Genomic DNA, 23,345 nt, shown 5'->3' with positions numbered 1-23,345 from the left:
TATAAAAGTTTCCCAATACATATTAGTACATGATGAAAAGCCTTATTTTAGGAAAAATTGTTCCCGATTTTCTAAAAAATGAAACCCTTACCGAATTATTAGCTCCCGTATTTGAAAATTATAAAGACAAAACAGCTTTTATATTCAAAGACAGAAAACTATCCTATGAAGAACTCAACAGTTGGAGTAACGCAGTAGCCTTGCAGCTTCGAGATGAAGGTGTACAACCCGGTGATTGTGTTGGTGTATGGTATCCAAGAAGTTTGGAGCTTCCGGTAGCTATCTTGGGAATATTAAAAGCCGGAGCTACCTATATTCCATTAGACAGGGAGATGCCGGAAGACCGGATAAAAAAAGTTTTTACCGACATCAACGTAAAAACTTATTTTTCTGACACCGATGCTCACATCCACTGTCCTGCCATAAGAATTACTCCACAGCCTGAGAGTGTAATTCCGAATCCACCAGATCATAATACTCCTGATTCCTGGGCCTATGTCTTATTTACTTCCGGAAGCACAGGAAACCCCAAAGGAATTCCGATTACCCACAGAAACATATGTCATCTTATCCGATCCGAAGAAGATTTTATAGAAATAAAAGATACTGATACGGTTTATCAGGGATTTTCAGTTTCTTTTGATATGTGGTGTGAAGAAGTATGGATCAGTCTTTTCTCTGGTGCAACCATCTGGATTGCCGATGCAACTACCGTAAAAGCAATCGATGAATTAAGTGAAGTTCTGGTACAGAATAAAATCACGGTTCTTCATGCAGTTCCCAGCATCCTGGCAATAATCGATGAAGTTCCCTCCATAAGAATAGTTAATGCAGGAGGTGAAGCATGCACGAAACAGGTGCAGGAAAAATGGGCAAAACCATATCGGACATTTATTAACAGCTATGGTCCAACAGAAACAACGGTTTCTTCAAATATGGCCAAACTCAATCGTGAAGAAGAACTTACCATAGGAAATCCTTTACCTAATTATCATATTGCCATTGTTGACGAAAACTTAAACATTCTTCCCCGAGGTGAACGTGGTGAGATGATCATATCCGGACCGGGAGTAAGCAATGGGTATTTCAACCTCCCTGAATTGACAGAGCAAAAATTTCTGGACAATCCCTTCCCGGAACTTCCGGGAGATAAAATTTATAAAACCGGAGATGCAGTCATTATAAGAGAAAATGGCTTTATTGATTTCCAGGGAAGAATAGATGATCAAATCAAACTTCGTGGTTATAGGATTGAGCTTGGCGAGATAGAAGAGCGTCTTAATCAATTACCTGATATCTCCTCCGCAGCAGTAGCCGTAAAAGAAGATTCCAATGGACAAGGTCAGCTGGTTGGATATGCTATAATGAACGATGATTCCCCATTTGATGAGAATGAAATGCGGAAAGAACTGGCTAAATTCCTCGCTCCATATATGGTTCCGATAGCTATTATTAAGATGAAGGAAATGCCCAGAATGCCAAGTGGAAAAATTGATCGTAAAAAATTACCCATTCCCGATAGCTTTACTCTTCATGAAAAAAATGAAACGATCGAGATCAATCCGGATGCTTCCTTAGAAGAAAAACTTCTCCAAACCCTGCAATGGGTCTTTCCGGGAAAAGACATTCAGCTCAATCATGATTTTTTCACAGATCTTGGTGGGCATTCTTTACTCGCAGCTACTCTCGTTTCTCACTTACGACAAAAAGCAGGCATCCCGTATGCTTCTTTAAAAGATATTTATGAAAAACGTCCGCTTTCTGCTTATGCAGAATGTCTGAAAAATAAACAAACACAGGAAACATCCAGCCAGGAACCTTTTAAAAGGGTTTCAATCTTTCAATATTATGCCTGTAATTTTGCTCAGACCCTCGCACTGATGGCAGTGTTTTCACTATTGAGCCTCCAGATATTCTTTCCTTATCTGAGTTATTATTATTTTCAGCTTAACGGCTACGGAACCGGCCTTGCCTTATTAAGCGCCGTGTTACTATACACTTTAATCCCACCGGTTTATTCTATCATCATCCTTTTAACCAAGTGGCTTGTTATCGGAAGAATAAAAGAAGGAGATTATCCACTCTGGGGATGGTATTATTTCAGATGGTGGCTCTGGAAAACCATTAAAAGATTGATGCCTTCCGAATTTATCGTAGAAACCCCTTTGTATCCCAAATATTTAAGATTATTAGGAGTAAAGGTTCATCCCAGTGCACAATTAAGCCTTCTGCCTATTGCAGCAGAAGATCTGGTCACTATTGATGAAAATGTAACCACAAGCTCCGGATGCAGTATCGATAATGCTTCCGTAGAAAACGGACTTCTTAAAATAAGAAAAGTACATCTCAAATCTCATTCTTATCTTGGATCTTCTGCCATTGTTTGTGGAAATACAACCATTGAAGAATTTGGAGAACTTCAGGACCTAAGCTGCCTGAATGAAGGAAAAACTATTGGATTTGGTGAAATTTGGAACGGCAGCCCTGCTGAAAAAACAGGAGTAAAAAGTGAAGCAGAAGTTCGGGTTCCTGTATTAGTTTCGGCATCAAAAAGAAACAGATATTCTTTACTTTACGCCTGTTCTCTGTTTTTCTTTCCACTATTAATTATTTTGCCCCTTGCTCCTACCTTATATACTCTTTATTATCTGGATGATCGTTCTGCAGACTACAATTTTTATTATTTATGGCAGGCCCCGATTCTCGCCACCGTATATATATTATTATTTATAGGAGTAGTAAGTATAATTACACGATGCCTGCAATACAATATGAAACCAGGAGTATACCCGGTATACAGTTTTATATATTATAGAAAATGGATCAAAGACCAAATCTTTAACCTTTCACTGATTATTGTACACCCTCTTTTTGCTTCTATTTACATTAGCAAATTTTACAGGATGATGGGTGCTAAAGTTGGTAAAAACTCAGAAATCTCAACAGCGAGTGACGTCTCCCATAACCTTTTAGAAATAGGTGAAGGTTCATTTATTGCCGACGCAGTAATTTTAGGAGAACACGATGTAAGAAATCAGAAGTTGATCCTGGCCAGGACTAAAATAGGAAATAACAGCTTTGTAGGAAACAGTGGACTGATCCCTCAAGGATATGAACTTGATGATAATATGCTGATCGGGGTATTGAGCAAAGCACCTACCGAAGAACAGTTAGAACATTCATCAGAGAGAGACTGGTTCGGATCTCCGCCTATCGGACTACCTATGAGGCAGAAATCAGATGGATTCAAAGATAGCCTCACTTATAATCCTCCTTTCCATCTTAAGCTCGCCAGAGGAATTGTGGAGGGAATCAGAATTATACTACCTCAGACCGTTATCATTATTTGTAGTGTGTTGTTTATTGCTTATACCAGTAATTTTCTGGAAGGAAAGATTCATTATTTATTACTGTTCTCTCCTTTTTATTACTTAGGCATCGTGGCATTACCTTCTTTTTTCTTTATGGTATTGTTGAAATGGATTCTGATCGGAAAGTATAAAAAAACTGAAATGCCCATGTACAGTATGAAAGTCTGGTTAAGCGAGGGGATTACCACTATATATGAAGCCCTGCCGGTACTGTTCTTTCTGGATTTCTTACGCGGTACAATGTGGCTTCCTTTTTTCATGAGATTCCTGGGAGTAAAAATAGGCAAAAGAGTATGGCTGAATACAACAGACATTACAGAATACGACATGGTCACCATAGGTGATGAAGCTATGCTGAATGAGGATTGCGGCCCCCAAACCCATCTTTTTGAAGATAGAATTATGAAGGTAGGTAGTGTAAAAATCGGAAAACAAACTACAATCCATTCAAGGACCATCATTTTATATGACACCGAAATCGGTGATCATGTAAACATTGACTCCCTCTCTCTCATTATGAAAGGGGAAGTACTTTCTGATCATACATCATGGCACGGAAGTCCAATACGGGGAAAATAATAAAAAGCAGACCAATGAATTATACCATTCGAAAAATAAAGATAGCAGACCACCTTCCTATTGTCGATGAGCTGGTTGGTGAGCTTCACATTTCTGAAAAAGAGATGAATGAAAAAACAGCAGAATGGAGCCAGATATGAAAACATTATTTACGTTTTATGGCTGATTGTGAAGAGGAAAATGACGGAACATTTCTTATTGCTGAAGTGGATGGAAAAGCCATAGGCTTTTTATTCGGGTATATTGATGAAAAAGATGACAGTAACTTTGAATTGGGAGATGCTGATGATCTGTATGTTTCTGAAGGCTATGTAAAGCAGGAATACAGAAAACATGGAATTTATACGGCTCTTAATAAAGCATTTGAAACAGCATATAAAGACTACAATATCCGTAAAATCTATCGGTTTACTCTGTGTAGCAATACTACAATGCAAAGCTGGTTAGCCAAACAGGGATATCAACCCGTAAGGCTATTATATGAAAAGTGGTTATAATTAATCCAGGTTTGGAATACCTGCTGATGATAATTAAAAAATAACTTCCTCTCTATGAATAATACTGGCCATTGTATTAGTAGCCATATACGTTATACAATCTGACGATAAGAGGAGAGGCTGAGCTACATACTTTTGTTTATCAATAAGAATTAATTCCTGATGAGTATCTACAAGTTGAAGATCTACAGATATGCCAAGTTCCGAAGCTTTTAATGCAGCTTCTTTTTTTACCCATATTTCATAGAAAGGTAAAATAGGATTTTCGAATTGTCTGAGGAATCTTTTTTCTTCGGGATGAAGAAAATCAAAATAAATAGATGGATTTATTGGTTTTACGACTTCCGAATCAATACCGCATTGGCCGGCTGGCGTAGCACAAACTATTGCCAGCTTTTCATTATGTGAGGTACTGAAATTAAATTCCAGCCCATCGAGATAAGGCTTTGACAGAGAATCTTTCTGATACAAATGCCAAAAAAAATTCTGGTGAGGAATTATTTTCCTTACCAGAATCTCTAATAATAATTTTGATATCATTCTTCCCAGTCTGTCATCTGTATTTTGATACTTTTTAACAGATTGCTGAAGAGATTCAGGAAGCTGAGCAAATAGCTCTTCTACTCTTTCAGAATTATTTCTATCCAGAAAACAGTAGGCTATCCAAACTTCCATGAATGATTATTTTTGTCTGAAATACACTTCAATAGGAACCCCGGTAAATCCGAATTCTTTTCTCAACTGATTTTCAGTAAATCTCTTGTATGGTTCTTTAACATACTGCGGAAGATTACAGAAGAATACAAACTGCGGCGACGGTGTAGGAAGCTGAACACAGTATTTAATTTTAATGTATTTTCCTTTATTCGCAGGAGGTGGAGTCTGTTCAAAAATCGGAAGCATTACTTCATTTAATTTTGAAGTTTTAATCTTCTTCTTACGGTCTTCATATACCTCCATGGCTACTTCTACAGCCTTCAGAATTCTTTGTTTCGTTAAAGCTGATACGAATAGAATTGGAATATCCTGAAACTGTCCGATCTTATCTTTAATTACTTTTTCAAAATCACGGATGGTATTGGTTTTCTTATCTTCGATCAAATCCCATTTGTTAACCAGAATTACAATTCCTTTTCTGTTTTTCTGAGCCAATCCGAAGATATTCATATCCTGAGATTCCCATCCTTGAGTTGCATCCACCATAATGATTACAACGTCAGAATATTCGATAGAACGGATCGATCTCATTACTGAGTAAAATTCTAAATCCTCAGAAACTTTTGCCTTACGACGCATTCCTGCCGTATCTACCAAGACAAATTCATGTCCGAATTTATTATATAATGTCTGGATACTATCTCTTGTTGTTCCGGCAACATCGGTTACAATATTTCGTTCAACATCCAGTAAAGCGTTAGTTAAAGTAGATTTTCCTACGTTCGGACGTCCTGCAATTGTAATTTTCGGCAGACCTTCGAAAGGATCCTGATAATCCGTAGTCGGAAAATCTTTAACGATATCATCCAACAGCTCTCCTGTTCCGGAACCTGTTGCTGATGAAAGGGTATAATATTTTTCAATTCCTAACTGATAGAATTCCGTGGCAGCCACTTCTTCCTTAGCAGAGTCTACTTTGTTAATAACAATATAAACCGGCTTATTGGATCTTCTTAAAAGTTCATGAATTTCATAATCTGTATCGGTAAGGCCTTCTTCTACGTTCATCATAAAAATGATAGAAGTAGCCTCATCTACCGCCAGCTGTACCTGCTTACGGATTTCTTGTTCGAAAATATCATCGGTTCCTACATCGTATCCTCCTGTATCAATTACAGTGAAGTCTACTCCGTTCCAATCTGATTTTCCGTAATGACGGTCTCTGGTAACCCCTGCTGTAGAGTCTACGATAGCTTCTCTTCTCTCCAGCAAACGATTAAATAATGTGGATTTTCCTACGTTGGGGCGACCAACAATAGCAACAATGTTTGACATAAAAAATGTTTAATAATCCTTCGACAACCTCAGGATAAGTTATTAATGAGTTACTCCAACTTTTGGAGCTCAATTTTTTGCAAAGATAAGGCTTTATATTTAGCAATTGAAACTCAAACTATTTAATCCCTTCAACTTTTTTTATAAAGATTAGCATATCAAAAATTTTCCATACCAACGATCAACTCCAAAACACCATCAATTTAAAATTTTGAATAAGTTGAAAAAAATATTTAAAAAATAAATAAACAATAAACATCATAATATCATTTTTCCACCAAAAAAGTAAAAATTCTATTTTATTACTACTTTGGCATATTTTTTTCTCGTAGAATGGAAATTTTTTTTTATATTTAATAAAAATCCCTTGTTTAAGATAAGAAAATTTTTAACCTTTCTTCAATTTAAGCATAAAAACAGTTTTAACAAACGCATTGATAATTTAAAAATTACGTTATGAAAAATTTTATTAAGCTCATTTCCCTTGTAGTTCCTATGAGCATCTATTCCCAAGTAGGAATTAACACAACAGCCCCTAATGCAACCCTGCATGTTAAATCCAAGACCGCTATTTCAACAAATAAGGTTCTGAGCGTAGAAAACAGTAACTCCTCCAATGCCAGCAATATGGAAATATATGAGGATAGTAGAACCTATATAGGAAAACCAGACAACCAGGCACCCAATACGACCAATGATGCACTGGTAAATCTTTACGGAACAACTTCCCGTTCCAACCTCAGACTCATTAACCCTCCTTCCACGGAAGATAAATCTAATGGAAACAGCAGACCCGGAGTAAACTACGACAAGCTGGCTCCGGCATACATCGATGCCAATGGTTATATTGTAAAAGCCTATGACCCTTCTTCTCCTACCGCTTTAAGTTTTGATGGTAACTATACTGTTCCAAATTCAGTAGCAGGAGTGAAAATTACAGACATTGCAGCTAATGGCGTCGTAACATTCAAAGTTTATTCGGGTTTGGTTTTCGGTCCTGCTGGTACCGGATCGAATATTCTGGCTACCATAAGCTTCGGAGTTAACTCAGGGTTTTCAGTATCTAATTTCAGTTCTGGCTCCGGCTCTGGATCAACTCGCTACCCTGCGACAAGCTCTACATCTGATAATGGTAGCACCAACATATCTTCTTACACAGCCGATATAACTTTTAGCTTTGGAACTAATAACAGCAACTTAGTCTTCTTTTATCAAAGCGGGGCCATATATGCCAGAATATCTGGAGGAAATGTAAATTCTGGAGGAATCAATATTTTTGAATCAAAGCGTTTTAGATAAAACTATTTAGAACAAAACAACTAAAATTAATCCGTTGAACAGGTTGTTCCGCGGATTAATTTTATCAAAGTAACAAACGCCTACTTTATTTATGATGTACGAGAAAGTAATTCAACCGAATATTGTAACTCCGGATCTATTTTCTCTTTTAAAGCATTTAAAAAGAAATTATCATCGATCTTATGATCCGGAATCACCCCCGTACAATTGGGAATGTTATCATTTTCATTATTATTAAAAAAGATTTCTGTACGTGGAATAGAAATAGTCGTTTTAGTATTTGGCAGCTTATAAGTAAGAAACCAGGCTGCCGTTGTAAAATTACTACAAGAACCCGTTTCCTTTCCTACAATATCTCCTCTTTTTTCTTTTTTAAACAGGGAAGCAAAATAAGTAGCTGCTGAAAACGTACGATTATTAGTAAGAAGAACAACCCTACCATCGAAAAACAGCCCATCTCTCGGATAGTTTTTGATGTAGGTATCATCCAACCTGTTATTTCCAAAATAGTAATCTCCTTTTTCAGATTTATCAAACCGTTGTCTCATGAAATTATTGGAATCCCTGATATCTTTCTCTGAATAATATCGGTCCGTCTGCGGATCTATTAAGTAATCACTGTAATTGATATCAATAACTTTACTCCCGTATTTATAAGAGTTTGTGAAAATCTTTTCTTTTGACATAAACGAATACAAAAGCGGAATATTGGTAACTGAACCACCAGAGTTGTTACGGATATCTACAACAAGATTTTTATATTTTTTATTTTTAATTTGCTGAAAATATTTCTTCAGCTTCTCATAAAAAAAACTTTCATCATACGAGAATGATTTTACAGACAAATAAAATGTATCAGGATTGAGTTCATACCCAAAAATCCCATAGATTTCAGAAGTTGCATCAATCGGTAAAACAGCATGTTTGGATTCGTAGTTAAATCCTGTAAATTTAATCCCTTCCAGGTTAGCTTTTTTCTGCTCTCCATTAAGGGTCTGATACTTTATCGTAAAAGTATTGTCTTTATTTCTATTAAGAAATGAAATGTACTGAGATACATCCACGTCCTCTACTTTAATATTTCCATCAGCCGATGCCGGAATTTGCTTTAAAATATCAGCAATACTTTTATTATTAACTTCCAAAAGCTTACTCCCTATTTCAATATTGTATTTATTATCTCCATTTATATAGACATTTCCATTATTAACATAAGTCATCAAAGGAAAAAAATAAGTAGAATTGAGATAATCTTCATAATAATTGGCGTCAGTACTAAAAGAAGTATGTCCATCGCCTAGTACCCTACCGGGGCTATTAATATAAAAATTAATGTAACTGGGGTCTTTTTCGAGTGCCTTTCGAAGAGAATCCAACTTCTTTGTAACAGTTTCTTTGCTATGAAATCTATAAGGATTAGGATGTTGATTCAAAAGAATAGCAGCAGCAACATCAAAATCTTTAAGATAGGAATCTTTGCTTATTTCAGAAATTGAATATTGGCTAAAAAGAGGAGTAAACAAAGATAGTAATGAGAAAACAAATATCTTTTTGATCATAATATTATAAATTGAATTAAAAAATGAATCATGATTTTCATGACTTCACAAATAAGATTTAACAAAAACTTCCGCCGTTTTTTTTATGGGTTCTTTTGTGGGGTAGTGCTCATTGGGTGACCTGGAGCACTATTATAATAATCAAATGGTTTATCTTGTTTAGTATGGAGATTATCAACATTTCTGCTAATATCATTTTTTACCGCAGGCATTGGTGTTGCACAACTCGTTAAAACGGCAACCACTGAAAGTGAAATAATAAGTTTAAACATAATTTTATTTTAAATTAGAACAAATAAAAACTAAGAAACAAATTATATACCATAGATCCAAAAATGATAAATATCATCTGGCTGAAAAAGCCTATGTTTACGATATTTTTTATCACATAATTCACGATCAGAAGCTAGTTATAATTAAATTATTGTCATGTAGAATATTGGGCACAGTAAAAAAGCCACCCTTTATCAGGATGGCTTGATATCATATATTTAATCTACAAAGTTAGGCTATATCAAATCGGTCCAAGTTCATAACTTTAGTCCAGGCTGCTGCAAAATCTTTTATAAATTTAGCCTGTCCATCCGAACTAGCATATACCTCAGCTATTGCCCTCAATTCTGAATTTGATCCAAATACTAGATCCGCACGGGTAGCCGTCCATTTTGGCTGGCTGGTAGAACGGTCTGTTCCCAAATAAAGTTCTTTGTCTTCAGACATCGCTTTCCACTGAGTCCCCATATCCAGAAGATTCACAAAGAAGTCATTCGTAAGAGCTCCCGGTCTCTGTGTAAACACTCCGTTTTTAGAACCATCAAAATTGGCATCTAAAGCGCGCATTCCTCCTATCAGCACTGTTAATTCAGGAGCTGTAAGGGTTAGTAATTGTGCTTTATCTATTAATAACGATTCTGTTGGCACTGAATATTTTCTCTTCAGGTAGTTACGGAAACCATCTGCCGCAGGCTCCAGATATCCCATAGATTCTACGTCTGTCTGTTCTTGCGAAGCATCCATACGACCCGGCGTAAAGGAAACTGCAATATCATGACCACCATCTTTCGCAGCTTTTTCAACAGCCGCTGTTCCTGCCAGTACAATCAGGTCTGCTAATGAAACCTTCTTACCTGAAGCTTGTTCTCCATTAAATTCTTTTTGAATATTCTCTAGCACACTCAGTACCTTTTGTAATTGAACCGGATTATTAACCTCCCAGTCTTTTTGTGGTGCCAGACGAACTCTTGCTCCATTCGCTCCACCTCGCTTATCACTTCCTCTGAAAGTAGAAGCTGAAGCCCAAGCTGTTGCTACCAATTCAGCTGTACTTAATCCCGAGCTCAATATTTTTGTTTTCAACAATTCGATATCATTACTATCAATCAGCGGATGATTCACTTCAGGAATAGGGTCTTGCCAAATCAATTCTTCAGCAGGAACATCGGGTCCCAGGTAACGGGCACGAGGTCCCATATCTCTATGCGTAAGTTTAAACCACGCACGGGAGAAAGCATCTGCCAAGGCATCCGGATTTTCATAAAAGTGTCTGGATATTTTTTCATATACCGGATCAAATCTTAGAGAAAGATCGGTTGTAAGCATAGTTGGTCTATGTTTTTTCCCTGGATCAAATGCATCAGGAATACTATTTTCAGCATCTTTAGCGACCCACTGATGTGCACCAGCCGGACTTTTTGTAAGTTCCCATTCATGTTCGAAAAGGTTTTCAAAAAAATTATTACTCCATTGTGTTGGAGTTTTAGTCCATGTTACTTCCAGTCCGCTACTAATTGCATCAGCTCCACTACCGCTTTTGTAACTACTGTTCCATCCTAAGCCTTGTTCTTCAATTCCTGCTGCTTCCGGTTCTTTACCTACGTGGTCAGCCGGTCCGGCACCATGTGTTTTTCCAAAACTATGCCCTCCTGCAATCAATGCTACTGTCTCCTCATCATTCATTGCCATACGTCCGAAAGTGTCACGGATATCTTTGGCAGCAAGAATAGGATCAGGATTACCATCCGGACCTTCAGGATTTACATAAATAAGCCCCATCTGTACTGCTGCCAGAGGCTTCTCTAAATTACGGGAATGGACAGCACTATCTGCATCATCATCAGTAACCAAAACACCTCCGGTTTTATCTACAACTCCTTCTGAACCGTGTGCATAACGAAGGTCTCCTCCTAACCAAGTGATTTCAGAACCCCAATATACATCCATATCCGGCTCCCATACATCTTCACGCCCACCGGCATATCCAAAAGTTTTGAAGCCCATAGATTCTAATGCAATATTTCCTGTAAGAATTAAAAGATCCGCCCATGAAATATTTTTACCATATTTTTGTTTGATCGGCCACAATAATCTTCTGGCTTTATCAAGACTCACATTATCCGGCCAGCTGTTTAACGGAGCAAAACGCTGCTGTCCTGCACCTGCACCTCCTCTACCATCTCCTACACGATAAGTACCTGCACTGTGCCAAGCCATACGAATAAATAAAGGACCATAATGCCCAAAATCTGCCGGCCACCAATCCTGGGAATCCGTCATTAATGCATGAAGGTCTCTCTTTACTGCTTCAAGGTCTAACTTTTTAAACGCTTCAGCATAATCAAAATCCTGATCCATAGGATCTGATAAAGATGAATGCTGACGTAAAATATCAACTCTTAACTGATTGGGCCACCATTGCTGATTTTGAGTTCCACCACCAGCTACATTTTGTTTCATTGATCCATTATGAAACGGACATTTACTGATGTCATTTGAATCCTTTTCCATTTTTGTTTAAATTTTTTATATTAATTAATATCGTTTATAATTGGTATGAACAAGACAAACTTACAATAACCTTTTCAATAAACACGATCTATTGATTTTATTTATATAATAGCTAAAAACTATAACTAAATCTATCTTTTTAAGTCTTATTTAATGCAATAAGTTAATAAAATTACCTGTAATTTGTAATGAAAACTCAAAAAAAATGCACTATTTAGAATAATTCCAGCTTTTACTATAATAAAAAAAATGACTACATTTAGCAGTGTAAATAACAAAAATTCAAGGGTATGAAAAAAGTATTGATCGTTCTTTTAGTCGCTTTTATTATCATTCAGTTTTTCCCAATTGACAAGACGAATCCACCTGTAAATCCCGGTATGGATTTTTTAAAGATAAAGAAAACACCACCTGAAGTTGCCAAGATCATCAACACTTCATGTTATGACTGTCATTCTAATGAGACGAAATATCCATGGTATTCAAGTATAGCACCTTCTTCATGGTTTTTAAAAAAACACATCGATGAAGGTAGAAAAAAGCTTAATTTTTCTACCTTTGCAATGTATGAACCTGAAAGACAGGCACACAAATTGCAGGAATGTATAGAAATGGTCAAAAAAGAGGAAATGCCTCTGGAATCTTATATTTTAGGTCATCAGGATGCTAAATTAACTCCCGAACAAAGAGGAGAGTTGATTAAGTATTTTAAGAAAGTAAAAGAAGAAACCGAAAGATCAATGGTATTTTAATTAAGAAATCATGCAGGAAAATTGGCAGGATAAATATATTGTCTTCTTTGATGGAGAATGTGGAGTCTGTAACTTCTGGGTACAATGGATTCTGGAGCGTGATACAAAAAACAAATTTTTGTTCGCTTCTCTGCAATCTGATTTTGGTCAAAAGTTCTTATCCGAAAGAGGATTGGAGACAACGGTTTTCAATACCATGTATCTGTGGAAACCTAATCAATACTATTTAGTAAAATCTCGTGCCGTTCTTCAAATTGCTAATCTGTTAGGTGGTATCTATAAACTTATTGCTGCAGGAAAAATCATTCCCCTTGCTTTGAGTGATAAAGTATATGATCTCATCTCAAGAAACAGAATGAAATTAGCTTCCCAAAAATGTTTTCTTCCCGATCAGAATCAGAAAAGAAAATTTATAGAAGTTTAGACTTTATTTCATTTACTAAAATACAAATGACAAACACTATGATTAATTTCCATAATACTTGTCATTGATTAATAAATATTTATTTTCCGTTCAGAATTGCTGAGATTCCTTCACTTCGTTACGCTTTGTTCTGAATGACAAAGTTTGTGCATAATATAAAACAACTTTGCACATCTACGGTTTTACGATTTCACAAATCCGCGATTTCGCCATTCAGCTCTTCGGCGATTCCGCCTTTTAAAGCACTATTGATTCAGTGACCACACAGAATAACTATTCGGTGGACATTGAATTTTTACTCTTTTATCTGCCTGTGTTGTAGGATACCAGGTTGATGCTCCTGTAAAATCTTTGATCTGTTTACTGCTCCAGTTGGTATCTACCCATCTTTCCTGCCAACTTGAAGAAGTATTGATATATACCACTAATCCCGGATTACCATTATACCCGTTTCGTCTGGCAATATATTCATCATTATCCGTATAGAGAATGGAAGTGGTTCCTGTAGCCTTATTATTATGGATCCAGATCAGGTTATTTAATTTTTCCTTATTCAGCCATTCCTCATAATCTCTATAAAATATGGTTGGATATCCTTCATGAGTCAGGATATAAGCATAAGCAGGCATTTTATTATAAATGATATCTGTATCATGATTGGCTACAAAAGTAACTGCTTTGTATGGATTCCTTTTCCACATCATATCATCATTCAAAACATTAAGATTACCGTTATCAAAAGCCTCGTCCATTTTATAATAGGCAGCAAAATCAAATATGGAACTATTCGCATTATTAGCCCACGATTCCAGTGTATTGACGTTAGAATCCCACAATTCTCCTACAGAAAATCCGCCCACTTTAGAATTCCAGTTGTTCACCACCCAGGCACCAAAACCTTTTACATAATCAAATCTCCACCCGTCGAACTTCATCACATTTTTGTAATATTTACCAACAGAGTCATCTCGTCCCCACAACCAATCCTGTACATAAGGATTAGCATGGCATAAATCCGGAAAGCCTCCAAACGATCCTTCATCATTGTTACCGTAAGCGTTCTTATAAAAATCATTATAATTTCTGGTAAACTTCCCGGAAGCAATCCCCGAAAAATTAGTCCAGGTATTCGTTCCTGTATAAGGGTTAGCCTCTGATTGTCCACCGCTATTATGATTAATCACAATATCAGCATACACTTGCATATTTTCAGCATGAGCTTTAGTGATCAGAGCCTCCAGCTCGGCTCTTGAACCGAAGCGGGTTTCTACACTTCCATTTTGATTAAAATTTCCGAAATCATAATAATCTGTAGGATCATACCCCATTGAGTAGGCTCCGTTCTGAGCCTTAGAAGCCGGAGGAAGCCAAACAGCTCCAATACCTGCATTTGACCAACCCGTTAATTTATCTTTCACCGTATTCCACCAGTTACCGCCATCCGGGACATCCCAGTAAAATCCTTGCATAAGAACGCTTCCACCAGGTCCTGCAACAAACTTCCCATTAAGCGAACCACTTCTCGTACTGAAAGGCCTCCCATCATGTTGGGTTACATTAACAATTTTAGAATGTACCTCCAATTGTTGTGGATTCTTATCAATCGATTCATCAGTCGTCTGACAAGACTGTATTATTCCTAAAGTTATCAATGAAAAGAATAAATGTGTTTTTTTCATAGTTGTAATTTTAATTATTAATCTTATAACTAAATTACAATTTTATTGAAATAAATTACAATCCATCTAAATAATTTTACATATCGACAAAAATATCATTAAAATCACGATCCTAATTTTTCATTAAAAAATCATAAACTTTTAAGATTTTTAATAATTTTTTCTTTTAATCCATATATTTGCATATTATGGAATATAACACCCAAAAAACCCAGCTTAATATGCCGGAATATGGCAGAATTATACAACAGTTGGTTGAGCGTTGCAAAGAGCTTTCTTCTAAAGAGGAAAGAAATGAAATGGCAATGGCAATCATTGATTTTATGGGACAAAGAAACCCACAACTTCGTGATGAAGAGAATTATAAACATAAACTTTGGGACCATCTATATATTTTAGCCAATCATGATTTGGATGTAGATTCTCCTTATCCTTTTCCTACAAAAGAGCAGCTTGAAGAAAAACCCAAAAGAATGGAATATCCAAAACTTCAGGGCGATTTTAAATTTTACGGAAAAAGTATTCTTCAATTAATAGAAAAAGCAATAGAACTGGAACCAGGGGACGAAAAAGAAGCCCTTATTGAAGTAATTGCCAATAACATGAAGAAATCTTACAATGTTTATAATAAGGAACATGTTACTGATGACGTTATTTTCCGTCATTTGAAGGAGCTATCGGAAAACAGATTGGATTTAACAGGAATAGATTCTCTTGAAAAAAGTAAAATCTATTACACTACCAACAACCGAAGCAATAATAACAACAGTAACAACAACAGAAACAGCAATAATAAAAACCAAACCAACAAAAGAAGGCATAACAATAACAACAATCATAAAAATAGAAAGTAAATGAGTGGAACGTTTCAAATAAGAGGAGGAAAAAGACTGCAAGGTGAAATTACTCCACAAGGGGCAAAAAATGAAGCTTTACAAATTTTATGTGCAGTATTATTAACTGATGAAGAAGTAAGAATAAAAAACATTCCTGACATCCATGATGTTAATAGACTCATTGAAATACTTGGCGATTTTGGCGTAAAAATCACGAAAAACGGACAGGGAGACTATACTTTTAAAGCGGATCATGTCAATTTTGATTATGTAAAGTCAGACGAATTCAAAAAAGACGGCGCAAAATTACGTGGATCCATTATGCTTATGGGGCCTATGTTGGCCAGATATGGTGAAGCTTATATGCCAACTCCCGGAGGTGACAAAATCGGAAGAAGAAGATTGGACACCCATTTCCAAGGATTGGTAGAATTAGGGGCTGAATTTCATTATGACGAAGAAGAATATTTTTATTCTTTAAAAGCTAAAGAACTGAACGGAAAATTCATTTTATTGGAAGAAGCTTCTGTAACCGGTACGGCTAATATTGTAATGGCTGCAGCTTTAGCTAAAGGAAAAACAAGAATTTATAATGCAGCTTGTGAGCCTTACCTACAGCAATTATGTAAAATGCTGAACAGAATGGGAGCTAATATCTCAGGAATAGGTTCTAACTTACTGACCATTGAAGGAGTTTCTCACCTTCATGGAACGGAACACACAATGCTTCCGGATATGGTTGAAATCGGTTCATGGATTGGTCTTGCTGCTATGACCAAATCCGAACTTACCATAAAAAATGTAAACTGGAATCAATTAGGAGTTATCCCAAATACTTTCAGAAAACTGGGAATCCAGCTTGAGCAAAGCAATGATGACATTTATATTCCTGCTCAGGAAAATTATAAAATTCAGAAATTTATCGACGGATCGATACTTACTATTTCCGATGCTCCGTGGCCAGGTTTTACTCCTGACTTATTATCTATTATTTTGGTAGTAGCTACGCAAGCAAAAGGAAGTATTCTGGTTCATCAGAAAATGTTCGAATCAAGATTATTCTTTGTTGATAAGCTTATTGATATGGGAGCTCAGATCATCTTATGTGATCCGCACAGAGCTACCGTGATCGGACTTAACCAGGAAGCTCCTCTTCGTGGGACAACTATGGTATCCCCGGATATCAGAGCTGGTAATGCACTTCTTATTGCTGCGCTTTCTGCAGAAGGGAAATCTATCATTCATAATATTGAACAGATCGACAGAGGATATGAAAATATCGACGGAAGACTAAAAGCTATCGGTGCCGATATTGAAAGAATTTAATATATTTCAATTTATATATAGAAAAAGCGTTCAAAAAATTTGAACGCTTTTTTATTGGATAGATATCTCAGCTTACCAGCCACCTCTACCACCTCCGCCTCCGCCTCCACCGGAGAAGCCTCCACCTCCTGATCCGCTACCGGAACTGGAAGGCTGTGTAGACGCTGATTGGATAGATTTGGTAAGACTAGAATTTAATGTATTTCCAAAACTATAATGATTGATAGAATTTCCAATATACCATGTTTGGGCATACTGTGATCCATCTGCCATCTTTTTCAACAGATCATCAAATTTCTTACCCCATATCTCATCTACTCCCAGTACCATCGCAAAAGGAAGCAATGCTTCAAAAACCTGAGGGGTCATCTGAGGAGGATTATGGAATTTGAGCTGCTCATTTTCAGCCGCACCCATATACATCTTAAATCCCTCAATAAGGGATTTGATTCTTAACTTTTCCTCCGAAGGTCTTTTAATCAAATACTGATAAATCATTAAAGAAGTAAACGCCAGGGCAATAAAGATGTAGCAGATATTAAAATTATTATTCTCAACTACTTCATGACCGTTGCTTATTAACCCTCCTATTCCAAAAAATATTAAAAAGGGAATTGGAATGAGAAATTTCCACGATAGGCTTTTAAATAAAAATATAATTAAAACAAATGTTATAAAAAGGATGACGTATACCGCTATTCCAATAACCACTTTTTCCGCCTCAGGATATATGGTATAACTTAAAAATAATCCCAAAGCATAAACAATGGTAACAGTGACGGTTGGCAATATTAGTTTTGAACTGTTATTCCCTTCATTTAAAAACCGGTCATGCTGAAATTTCAGGGTTTCTCTAAAATTGGTAACTACTCTTTCAATTTTCGAATCGTATTTCCCATCAAATTGCACTTCATTTTGACCATTTGAAAATAAAGTGTTCATTAAATTAATTTCTTCTTTCGGCAATGAAGCATCTGCTTCTTTGATTTTCTTGATTGCAAACTTTTTTGAACTGAACAACCCCAAAAGACCGGAATCTTCTTTCTCAATAATCTGAACATATCCTTTTACAGCCAGATTAACAATAGCTGCTGTTAAGTACTTATTTTTAAAACTCTCACTTTTCAAATAGCCTAAAGATGCGGGAGAAAGGTTTTCAGGAACATTAAACTGGGGAAAAACTATTGGTTTTTCTGGGTCGATTCCGTATTTCTTCCAGGTTGAGTAATAATAGTACAACAATCCTAAAAACACTATAAATCCACCGACCAAAATACCATATTTTTCCAAAGCAGTAGGTGGCGGAGGAGGTATCATAATTCCTTTTTTGAAACCTACAGCCACTGTAAGCCCCTCATTGGATTTAAGTCCGGAGGCCTTCCATTCAATAGAATGATCCGATAAAATAGTAGCAGTACAGCTTTGAGAGCCGCTTCCATAAGCTCCCGTATAACATGAATTCTGGATGATGCCGGCTCCATCCGGAAGATTAATTTTTGCAGAGATTGAATCGATGTCAAAATCCCAATAGGTCCCGTTTACATTCCAATACAATTCATCATACTTATCAAAAAATCCTATTTGGTTTTCTGCTGTATATTTTACCTCATATTCATAATCTCCGGGGTCCAGTATAACATCTTTATTACCTACAAATATTTTAAGAAATCCATCTTCTATCTGATCATGGTAATCTTCTTCTACCCCATTTTTTTTAATAGAAAGAATGGTATATTTTACCTTCTGTGTCTTATGATTTAAATTTCTGGATAGCGGTAATGCACGATAAATTCCCCTCTTGATATTATCACCCAGACTATGAACTTTAATCTGCTCGGTAATGGTAAGGTTTGAATTTTTATCGACATCAATATCGGAATGAAAAGAAAGTATTCTTTCAGCACCTTCAGCAATTGCTGTCTGATCTATACTCCTGGGTTCTTCCTGAGCAAAGCCAACCGCAAAAAGCAGAAAGCTCAAAAGCAGCAAAAACTTTTTCATTCTTTAAAACTTTACAGTTGGAACTTCTCTCTCTGCAATATTCTGTAATTCAAAGAATGGCGATTTTTCAAATTTATACATATTCGCAATGATATTACTTGGAAAAGATTCCACCAATGTATTATTCTCACGAACCGTTCCATTATAATATCTTCTTGATTTTTCAATATCATTCTCTACGGAAGTCAGCTCTGACTGTAGCTGCTGAAAGTTGGTATTAGCTTTAAGATCAGGATACTGCTCAGCTACTGCAAAAAGATTCATCATCGCTTGATTCAGATTCTTTTCCGCAGCCTCTTTTGCTTCCACAGAATTAGCTCCTACCGCCTGGCTTCTTGCCCTTGTCACACTATCTAATGTTTCACGTTCATGGGTTGCATATCCTTTTACAGTTTCCACAAGATTAGGAATAAGATCATGACGTTTTTTAAGCATAACATCAATACTGCTCCAACCTTCCTGAACCAAATTTCTGAGTTTTACCAGACGGTTATAAATAGAAACTCCATACAGAAGAAATAGAACGATTAAAGCAATGACAATAAGAATTGCGATCATAATTATTTGTTTTTATTGAGTTTAAAAGTACTATTTTTTCAGATACTATTAAAAAAATAAAAAAAGCGTTCAGTAAACTGAACACTTTCGTAATTAAAACTATATGAATCTCCCCTAAGAATACTTCCTGCAGATATACTCTACCGTCGTATTCAAAAGTTTATTTTTATTCAGATAAAGTTCAAGCTCCCGAAAATCATCTGAACTGGCATTAATATATAACTGAACCGAACCAAAACTTCGCCCTTCAATGTATTCAACATTGGCAGATAACACCCTGTGACAAATTCCAAACTGACTGTAGATGGCATTTAATAAATATTCAAATTTCATTTTGCCATTTAATTCTATTTCCAGTATCAATTCTTTTTTCTGCAGATTCAGCTTATTAGGTAAAACCTGCAATGTTGGATTAGGTGTAATCATTGGTAAGCAATTTTTGGTTAGACTATTTTGACTTTACATTTTCTTATTGTGTTAAATCTTTGACAAAAATATAAAAAATTATTAGTCTACCAAATTAGTGGACTAATAATTTAAATTTTAACATAAAAAAAGAGAAACATTCGTTTCTCTTTACTATTTACAGTTCTTTTATTCTTTGTAATTTATCCGAACCAGCTAGTCCGTTAGGATTACAACCAAGCTCTCCTTCGGGAACTTTCAGGTTTTTCTTTTTATAAAACTCTTCCCAGAACATATTGGTTTTCCCTGTTTTCGGATCAATAAACGTCATAGGCTCCAATGTGAAGATATGATCATTCCGAAATGCCCTCTCAATAAAATCAGAGCAGTAGTAAGAATTTTCATCCAGAATATAATTAAAATTGTATGGCTTTCCCAACATCGATTCCGCTTTCTCAATAGCAGTAGGAATTGTATTTTGAAATGGTGCTTTCAGCCTGTACACCACAATACTTTGCTTTTCTGCAGTATGTTCCTTAATAAATTCATTTAGAGACTGCTTTTGAGAACCTCCTTTTGGTGCAGCATGCAGAACGTAGAATTGCTGATTTTTTATTTCAACAATTCCAATATGATCAAAGGAAGCTGTTTTCTGCTTCTGTGTCACATTATTAATAGCTCCAGAGAGCCCTGTTTCCTTTGCGGTGACAAAAAGGAAATCACCATTTTGAAGCCCTCTACTTTCCCGGCTTTTGCATCCGGTGATGAAAAATAAAAGAACGCTGACAATAGTTAGTGTCAGATTATTTTTTAAAATTTGTTTCATAGCATTCAATCCAGTCTTCAACAGTCATTTTTTTACACACTTCAGCAATTAATTCAAATGGAATACCGTCCATCTTCTTGAAACGAACACATGATTTCCCCAAATCCAGTTTTTTTGTAGAATGCTTCGGATATTCAGAAACAAACCATTCAAGAAGCTCTGGTTTAGCATAAATTCCCATATGGTATAAAGCTATAAAGTTCTTTTGTGACGCCAAATTTATAAATGGTAATGGTGAGCCGGGGGCACAATGATATCCTGCCGGGTAAGTTTCAAGTGGAATTGCCCATCCTATCATACCATAACTGATATTATCCTTAAACCCACTGGGCAGACTATCATTAATGATATCAAATAATCTTTTGAACGCTTCTTTTCTTTCTTCAGGAATTTTCGAAATATAGTCTTCTATAGAAGTTGCGGAAATTTGCATCTTAATGTATTTGCTTGAGTTTTCAAATTAACAAAATTTATCAATACCTTTTCAAACCAATTGAAAATAAAAAGACAGCTGAAAATTTCCAGCTGTCTTTTTATTTATATTTCAGTAAATCTACTGCTTAATAGCTTTTACTGTATTTTTTGAACCATCTTTAAACTGGATGGTAATCAAATATAACCCCGAATTTAAATCACTTAAATTGATTTCCTTAGCCGGCTGGTCAATAGTTTTTAAAAGCCTTCCTGAAACATCTGTAATTGTTACGGATTTCACATCTTTCGTCCCCGAAATATATATGATATCTTTGAATGGATTCGGGTGAATATTAATCACTTTTTTATTGCTCTTCACTTCAGAAGTACTTAGCTGAACAGGTTCCACCGTAAAATTATCTACATAGAAGTTATAATCCGGTCCGTCGCTTACCGCTCCATCAGTGCCATAAAATGCAAATACCGTATTTGAACTCGTATTACTGGTTAAATCATACGAATATACCGTTGAACTATTGGTAGGAGCATTGTTAACATCCCATGTCTGTAATACTGACCAGGTGCTTCCCCCATCGTTAGATACCAAAAAGTGAACTACATCATCTGAACCCATTGGCGAAGAAGCTGTTCCGGAATAGGTTGTCACCCCATAATCAAATTTCACTTTATATCCACCTGCTGAAAGATCAAACGGAACCGTTTTTAGCCAACCTGTACGATTACTCAAATAAAGATTAATTCTTGCAGCACCCGTACCCGTAACATTTAAAAATCCATCTTCAGTCCACAAGGAATTGGTTCCGGTTGGTCCGGTTGTAGGTGTCCCTCCCGAAATGTTATTGGCCCAGCAATTTCCCGGGAAAGGGCTAAAAGCATTGGTATATGGAGGAACTATGGTTCCGCATAACGTAGTAAAAGATCCGGCAAGAGACCACCCACTCTGACTTGTTGCTGTACTACAATTGGTTCTCACCCAATAATAATAAGTTGTCGATGAAGACAAACTTCCTATCGTAGTTGATGTTCCGGTAATTCCGGTCATATTAGGTGTTGTCGTTCCTGTAGGCGCGGTATTGGTTGTGCTGTAATATACATCATAACTTGCTGCTGTTGTCGTTGGCGGAATAGTCCAGGAAACCTGTGCAGAGTTTGAAGAAAGGGTACCAACAGGCTGCAATGTCGGAGCGGAGCAGTCTGTAAAAGCATCAGCAGATATGGCAAAAATATTGGATATTCCAGATCCTGCACTTTTGGCTATCGTAATGCTTTGTATAGGTTTTGTCTGGTTAGCTGCATCGATGTTCAGTGTAGATTGATACAGCCTAGGATTAGTGGTACTGGACTCTAAGACATTATTCGTTCTGTTGATCCTTCCGATTCCCTGTATCGCATAGTTTGCTCCATTATACCAATCGGAAAGGCTTATCCCTGAAAACACCTGTGTTGTATTATCAGCAAAAGTTACTGTAGCACTTACGCTGGATGTACCGCTTCCACTGGTGGAAAGCATATATAACTTAAAAGCGGCTTTCGGTGTCGTAAAAGTTAATGTTCCCGAACTTCCGATCGTGGCAAGCCTTAAAGAATTATTACCACTCAAGTCCCCCAGTTGATAGCTCAATCCTGGTGTACTTGCCACTACAGAATTGATCACCCCATTGACAGGAATTCCATAGTTAATAGGCGTACTCGAAGAAGTGAGCTGAAAATCCCTTGCAACAAATGCAAAAGAAACTCCATCCACATCTATTGTTGTAGAAGACATGGCTGAGCCAACTCCATTAGCAACAACATCCGCCGTATAGCCTGACTGAACCGGCATCGTTTGAAAATTTTGCGCCATCATATCTGACGCGGAAAAGAAAGCACAAACACTCAATGCTCCAAAGAATCGATTTATTTTCATAGTTATTTAACATTAGTATCGTAAATTTATAAAAAAATCAACACAAAACAGATTTATTTAAACAATTTGCAATATTTCAAGCTCATAACACAAACAATCAGCAATACACATTTAAA

At 36.3% G+C, this 23,345-nt stretch carries 20 protein-coding genes; 8 read left to right on the top strand and 12 right to left on the bottom strand.

Features of this window, described 5'->3' with window-relative positions; all coding sequences use genetic code 11:
* The first annotated feature begins 29 nt into the window (after positions 1–29).
* From CJF12_RS18270 to CJF12_RS18265, 3 genes are read left to right on the top strand one after another with little or no spacing between them, the layout of a single operon-like run.
* Positions 30–3,950 carry a Pls/PosA family non-ribosomal peptide synthetase gene (locus CJF12_RS18270; protein ID WP_034683869.1) on the top strand — a complete coding sequence of 1,307 codons (3,921 nt, stop codon included), beginning with the start codon at positions 30–32 and terminating at the stop codon, positions 3,948–3,950.
* A 14-nt stretch (positions 3,951–3,964) separates the two neighbouring features.
* The gene (locus tag CJF12_RS20370; RefSeq protein WP_262483409.1) at positions 3,965–4,090 is read left to right on the top strand and encodes a hypothetical protein; all 126 of its coding nucleotides are present in this window, start codon (positions 3,965–3,967) and stop codon (positions 4,088–4,090) included.
* 18 nt (positions 4,091–4,108) lie between these two features.
* Complete coding sequence (locus tag CJF12_RS18265; protein ID WP_034683866.1) at positions 4,109–4,447, top strand: GNAT family N-acetyltransferase; 339 nt, start codon at positions 4,109–4,111, stop codon at positions 4,445–4,447.
* Positions 4,448–4,480: 33 nt separating this feature from the next.
* Here CJF12_RS18265 and CJF12_RS18260 read toward each other — a convergent pair whose 3' ends face one another.
* Together CJF12_RS18260 and der are read right to left on the bottom strand one after the other, a co-directional pair.
* On the bottom strand, positions 4,481–5,122 hold the full coding sequence (locus CJF12_RS18260; protein ID WP_034683864.1) for a 4'-phosphopantetheinyl transferase family protein: 642 nt from the start codon (positions 5,120–5,122) through the stop codon (positions 4,481–4,483).
* Positions 5,123–5,128: 6 nt separating this feature from the next.
* Complete coding sequence (gene der, locus CJF12_RS18255) at positions 5,129–6,439, bottom strand: ribosome biogenesis GTPase Der (RefSeq protein WP_034683863.1); 1,311 nt, start codon at positions 6,437–6,439, stop codon at positions 5,129–5,131.
* 456 nt (positions 6,440–6,895) lie between these two features.
* On the opposite strand from der, the gene CJF12_RS18250 reads away from it, so the two are divergent.
* Positions 6,896–7,738 carry a hypothetical protein gene (locus CJF12_RS18250; RefSeq protein WP_034683862.1) on the top strand — a complete coding sequence of 281 codons (843 nt, stop codon included), beginning with the start codon at positions 6,896–6,898 and terminating at the stop codon, positions 7,736–7,738.
* An 89-nt stretch (positions 7,739–7,827) separates the two neighbouring features.
* Here CJF12_RS18250 and CJF12_RS18245 read toward each other — a convergent pair whose 3' ends face one another.
* From CJF12_RS18245 to katG, 3 genes are all read right to left on the bottom strand, one after another.
* Positions 7,828–9,297 (bottom strand): S41 family peptidase, encoded by a 1,470-nt coding sequence (locus CJF12_RS18245; protein WP_034683859.1) that lies wholly within the window; start codon positions 9,295–9,297, stop codon positions 7,828–7,830.
* Between the two features lie 83 nt (positions 9,298–9,380).
* Positions 9,381–9,569, bottom strand: a complete 189-nt coding sequence (locus tag CJF12_RS18240; RefSeq protein WP_034683856.1) for a hypothetical protein — start codon at positions 9,567–9,569, stop codon at positions 9,381–9,383.
* Between the two features lie 232 nt (positions 9,570–9,801).
* Positions 9,802–12,081, bottom strand: coding sequence for a catalase/peroxidase HPI (gene katG / locus CJF12_RS18235; protein ID WP_034683854.1), 2,280 nt, complete (start codon positions 12,079–12,081; stop codon positions 9,802–9,804).
* A 290-nt stretch (positions 12,082–12,371) separates the two neighbouring features.
* Between katG and CJF12_RS18230 the strand changes: the two genes are divergently transcribed.
* Positions 12,372–12,833, top strand: coding sequence for a heme-binding domain-containing protein (locus tag CJF12_RS18230; protein ID WP_034683851.1), 462 nt, complete (start codon positions 12,372–12,374; stop codon positions 12,831–12,833).
* Positions 12,834–12,843: 10 nt separating this feature from the next.
* Positions 12,844–13,257: a thiol-disulfide oxidoreductase DCC family protein gene (locus CJF12_RS18225; protein ID WP_034683849.1), complete on the top strand. Its 414-nt coding sequence runs from the start codon at positions 12,844–12,846 to the stop codon at positions 13,255–13,257.
* A 245-nt stretch (positions 13,258–13,502) separates the two neighbouring features.
* On the opposite strand, the gene CJF12_RS18220 is transcribed toward CJF12_RS18225, so the two are convergent.
* Complete coding sequence (locus CJF12_RS18220) at positions 13,503–14,936, bottom strand: alpha-amylase (protein ID WP_034683847.1); 1,434 nt, start codon at positions 14,934–14,936, stop codon at positions 13,503–13,505.
* Between the two features lie 188 nt (positions 14,937–15,124).
* On the opposite strand from CJF12_RS18220, the gene CJF12_RS18215 reads away from it, so the two are divergent.
* Together CJF12_RS18215 and murA are read left to right on the top strand one after the other, a co-directional pair.
* Positions 15,125–15,790 (top strand): DUF4290 domain-containing protein, encoded by a 666-nt coding sequence (locus CJF12_RS18215; protein ID WP_034683844.1) that lies wholly within the window; start codon positions 15,125–15,127, stop codon positions 15,788–15,790.
* Positions 15,791–17,098: a UDP-N-acetylglucosamine 1-carboxyvinyltransferase gene (gene murA, locus CJF12_RS18210; RefSeq protein ID WP_034683842.1), complete on the top strand. Its 1,308-nt coding sequence runs from the start codon at positions 15,791–15,793 to the stop codon at positions 17,096–17,098.
* Between the two features lie 72 nt (positions 17,099–17,170).
* Here the strand turns inward: murA and CJF12_RS18205 are convergent, their stop codons facing one another.
* The 6 genes from CJF12_RS18205 to CJF12_RS18180 form a co-directional block, all read right to left on the bottom strand.
* Positions 17,171–19,099 (bottom strand): DUF2207 domain-containing protein, encoded by a 1,929-nt coding sequence (locus tag CJF12_RS18205; RefSeq protein ID WP_034683840.1) that lies wholly within the window; start codon positions 19,097–19,099, stop codon positions 17,171–17,173.
* Positions 19,100–19,102: 3 nt separating this feature from the next.
* Positions 19,103–19,657 (bottom strand): LemA family protein, encoded by a 555-nt coding sequence (locus CJF12_RS18200; RefSeq protein ID WP_034683838.1) that lies wholly within the window; start codon positions 19,655–19,657, stop codon positions 19,103–19,105.
* Positions 19,658–19,771: 114 nt separating this feature from the next.
* Positions 19,772–20,083 carry an NIL domain-containing protein gene (locus CJF12_RS18195; RefSeq protein ID WP_034683837.1) on the bottom strand — a complete coding sequence of 104 codons (312 nt, stop codon included), beginning with the start codon at positions 20,081–20,083 and terminating at the stop codon, positions 19,772–19,774.
* Between the two features lie 157 nt (positions 20,084–20,240).
* Complete coding sequence (locus tag CJF12_RS18190; protein WP_084675630.1) at positions 20,241–20,888, bottom strand: YiiX/YebB-like N1pC/P60 family cysteine hydrolase; 648 nt, start codon at positions 20,886–20,888, stop codon at positions 20,241–20,243.
* Complete coding sequence (locus tag CJF12_RS18185; protein WP_034683836.1) at positions 20,866–21,321, bottom strand: DUF1801 domain-containing protein; 456 nt, start codon at positions 21,319–21,321, stop codon at positions 20,866–20,868. The genes CJF12_RS18190 and CJF12_RS18185 overlap by 23 nt, the downstream gene beginning before the upstream one ends.
* A 120-nt stretch (positions 21,322–21,441) precedes the next feature.
* Positions 21,442–23,229, bottom strand: a complete 1,788-nt coding sequence (locus CJF12_RS18180; protein WP_084675629.1) for a T9SS type A sorting domain-containing protein — start codon at positions 23,227–23,229, stop codon at positions 21,442–21,444.
* Positions 23,230–23,345: the final 116 nt, after the last annotated feature.

The sequence above is a fragment of the Chryseobacterium piperi genome (assembly GCF_002285635.2).
Classification (GTDB): Bacteria; Bacteroidota; Bacteroidia; order Flavobacteriales; family Weeksellaceae; genus Chryseobacterium; species Chryseobacterium piperi.
The sequence above is the reverse complement of the archived record's forward strand: the minus strand, read 5'-3'. Positions and strand labels throughout refer to the sequence as shown.

What these genes read in the sequence shown, in the direction of transcription:
- CJF12_RS18180 (WP_084675629.1), bottom strand. Translation starts at nt 23,229, where the DNA reads ATGAAAATAAATCGATTCTTTGGAGCATTGAGTGTTTGTGCTTTCTTT.
- CJF12_RS18265 (WP_034683866.1), top strand. Translation starts at nt 4,109, where the DNA reads ATGGCTGATTGTGAAGAGGAAAATGACGGAACATTTCTTATTGCTGAA.
- CJF12_RS18195 (WP_034683837.1), bottom strand. Translation starts at nt 20,083, where the DNA reads ATGATTACACCTAATCCAACATTGCAGGTTTTACCTAATAAGCTGAAT.
- CJF12_RS18215 (WP_034683844.1), top strand. Translation starts at nt 15,125, where the DNA reads ATGGAATATAACACCCAAAAAACCCAGCTTAATATGCCGGAATATGGC.
- CJF12_RS18190 (WP_084675630.1), bottom strand. Translation starts at nt 20,888, where the DNA reads ATGAAACAAATTTTAAAAAATAATCTGACACTAACTATTGTCAGCGTT.
- CJF12_RS18230 (WP_034683851.1), top strand. Translation starts at nt 12,372, where the DNA reads ATGAAAAAAGTATTGATCGTTCTTTTAGTCGCTTTTATTATCATTCAG.
- CJF12_RS18205 (WP_034683840.1), bottom strand. Translation starts at nt 19,099, where the DNA reads ATGAAAAAGTTTTTGCTGCTTTTGAGCTTTCTGCTTTTTGCGGTTGGC.
- CJF12_RS18245 (WP_034683859.1), bottom strand. Translation starts at nt 9,297, where the DNA reads ATGATCAAAAAGATATTTGTTTTCTCATTACTATCTTTGTTTACTCCT.
- CJF12_RS20370 (WP_262483409.1), top strand. Translation starts at nt 3,965, where the DNA reads ATGAATTATACCATTCGAAAAATAAAGATAGCAGACCACCTTCCTATT.
- CJF12_RS18250 (WP_034683862.1), top strand. Translation starts at nt 6,896, where the DNA reads ATGAAAAATTTTATTAAGCTCATTTCCCTTGTAGTTCCTATGAGCATC.
- CJF12_RS18185 (WP_034683836.1), bottom strand. Translation starts at nt 21,321, where the DNA reads ATGCAAATTTCCGCAACTTCTATAGAAGACTATATTTCGAAAATTCCT.
- murA (WP_034683842.1), top strand. Translation starts at nt 15,791, where the DNA reads ATGAGTGGAACGTTTCAAATAAGAGGAGGAAAAAGACTGCAAGGTGAA.
- CJF12_RS18200 (WP_034683838.1), bottom strand. Translation starts at nt 19,657, where the DNA reads ATGATCGCAATTCTTATTGTCATTGCTTTAATCGTTCTATTTCTTCTG.
- CJF12_RS18260 (WP_034683864.1), bottom strand. Translation starts at nt 5,122, where the DNA reads ATGGAAGTTTGGATAGCCTACTGTTTTCTGGATAGAAATAATTCTGAA.
- CJF12_RS18225 (WP_034683849.1), top strand. Translation starts at nt 12,844, where the DNA reads ATGCAGGAAAATTGGCAGGATAAATATATTGTCTTCTTTGATGGAGAA.
- CJF12_RS18240 (WP_034683856.1), bottom strand. Translation starts at nt 9,569, where the DNA reads ATGTTTAAACTTATTATTTCACTTTCAGTGGTTGCCGTTTTAACGAGT.
- der (WP_034683863.1), bottom strand. Translation starts at nt 6,439, where the DNA reads ATGTCAAACATTGTTGCTATTGTTGGTCGCCCCAACGTAGGAAAATCC.
- CJF12_RS18270 (WP_034683869.1), top strand. Translation starts at nt 30, where the DNA reads ATGATGAAAAGCCTTATTTTAGGAAAAATTGTTCCCGATTTTCTAAAA.
- CJF12_RS18220 (WP_034683847.1), bottom strand. Translation starts at nt 14,936, where the DNA reads ATGAAAAAAACACATTTATTCTTTTCATTGATAACTTTAGGAATAATA.
- katG (WP_034683854.1), bottom strand. Translation starts at nt 12,081, where the DNA reads ATGGAAAAGGATTCAAATGACATCAGTAAATGTCCGTTTCATAATGGA.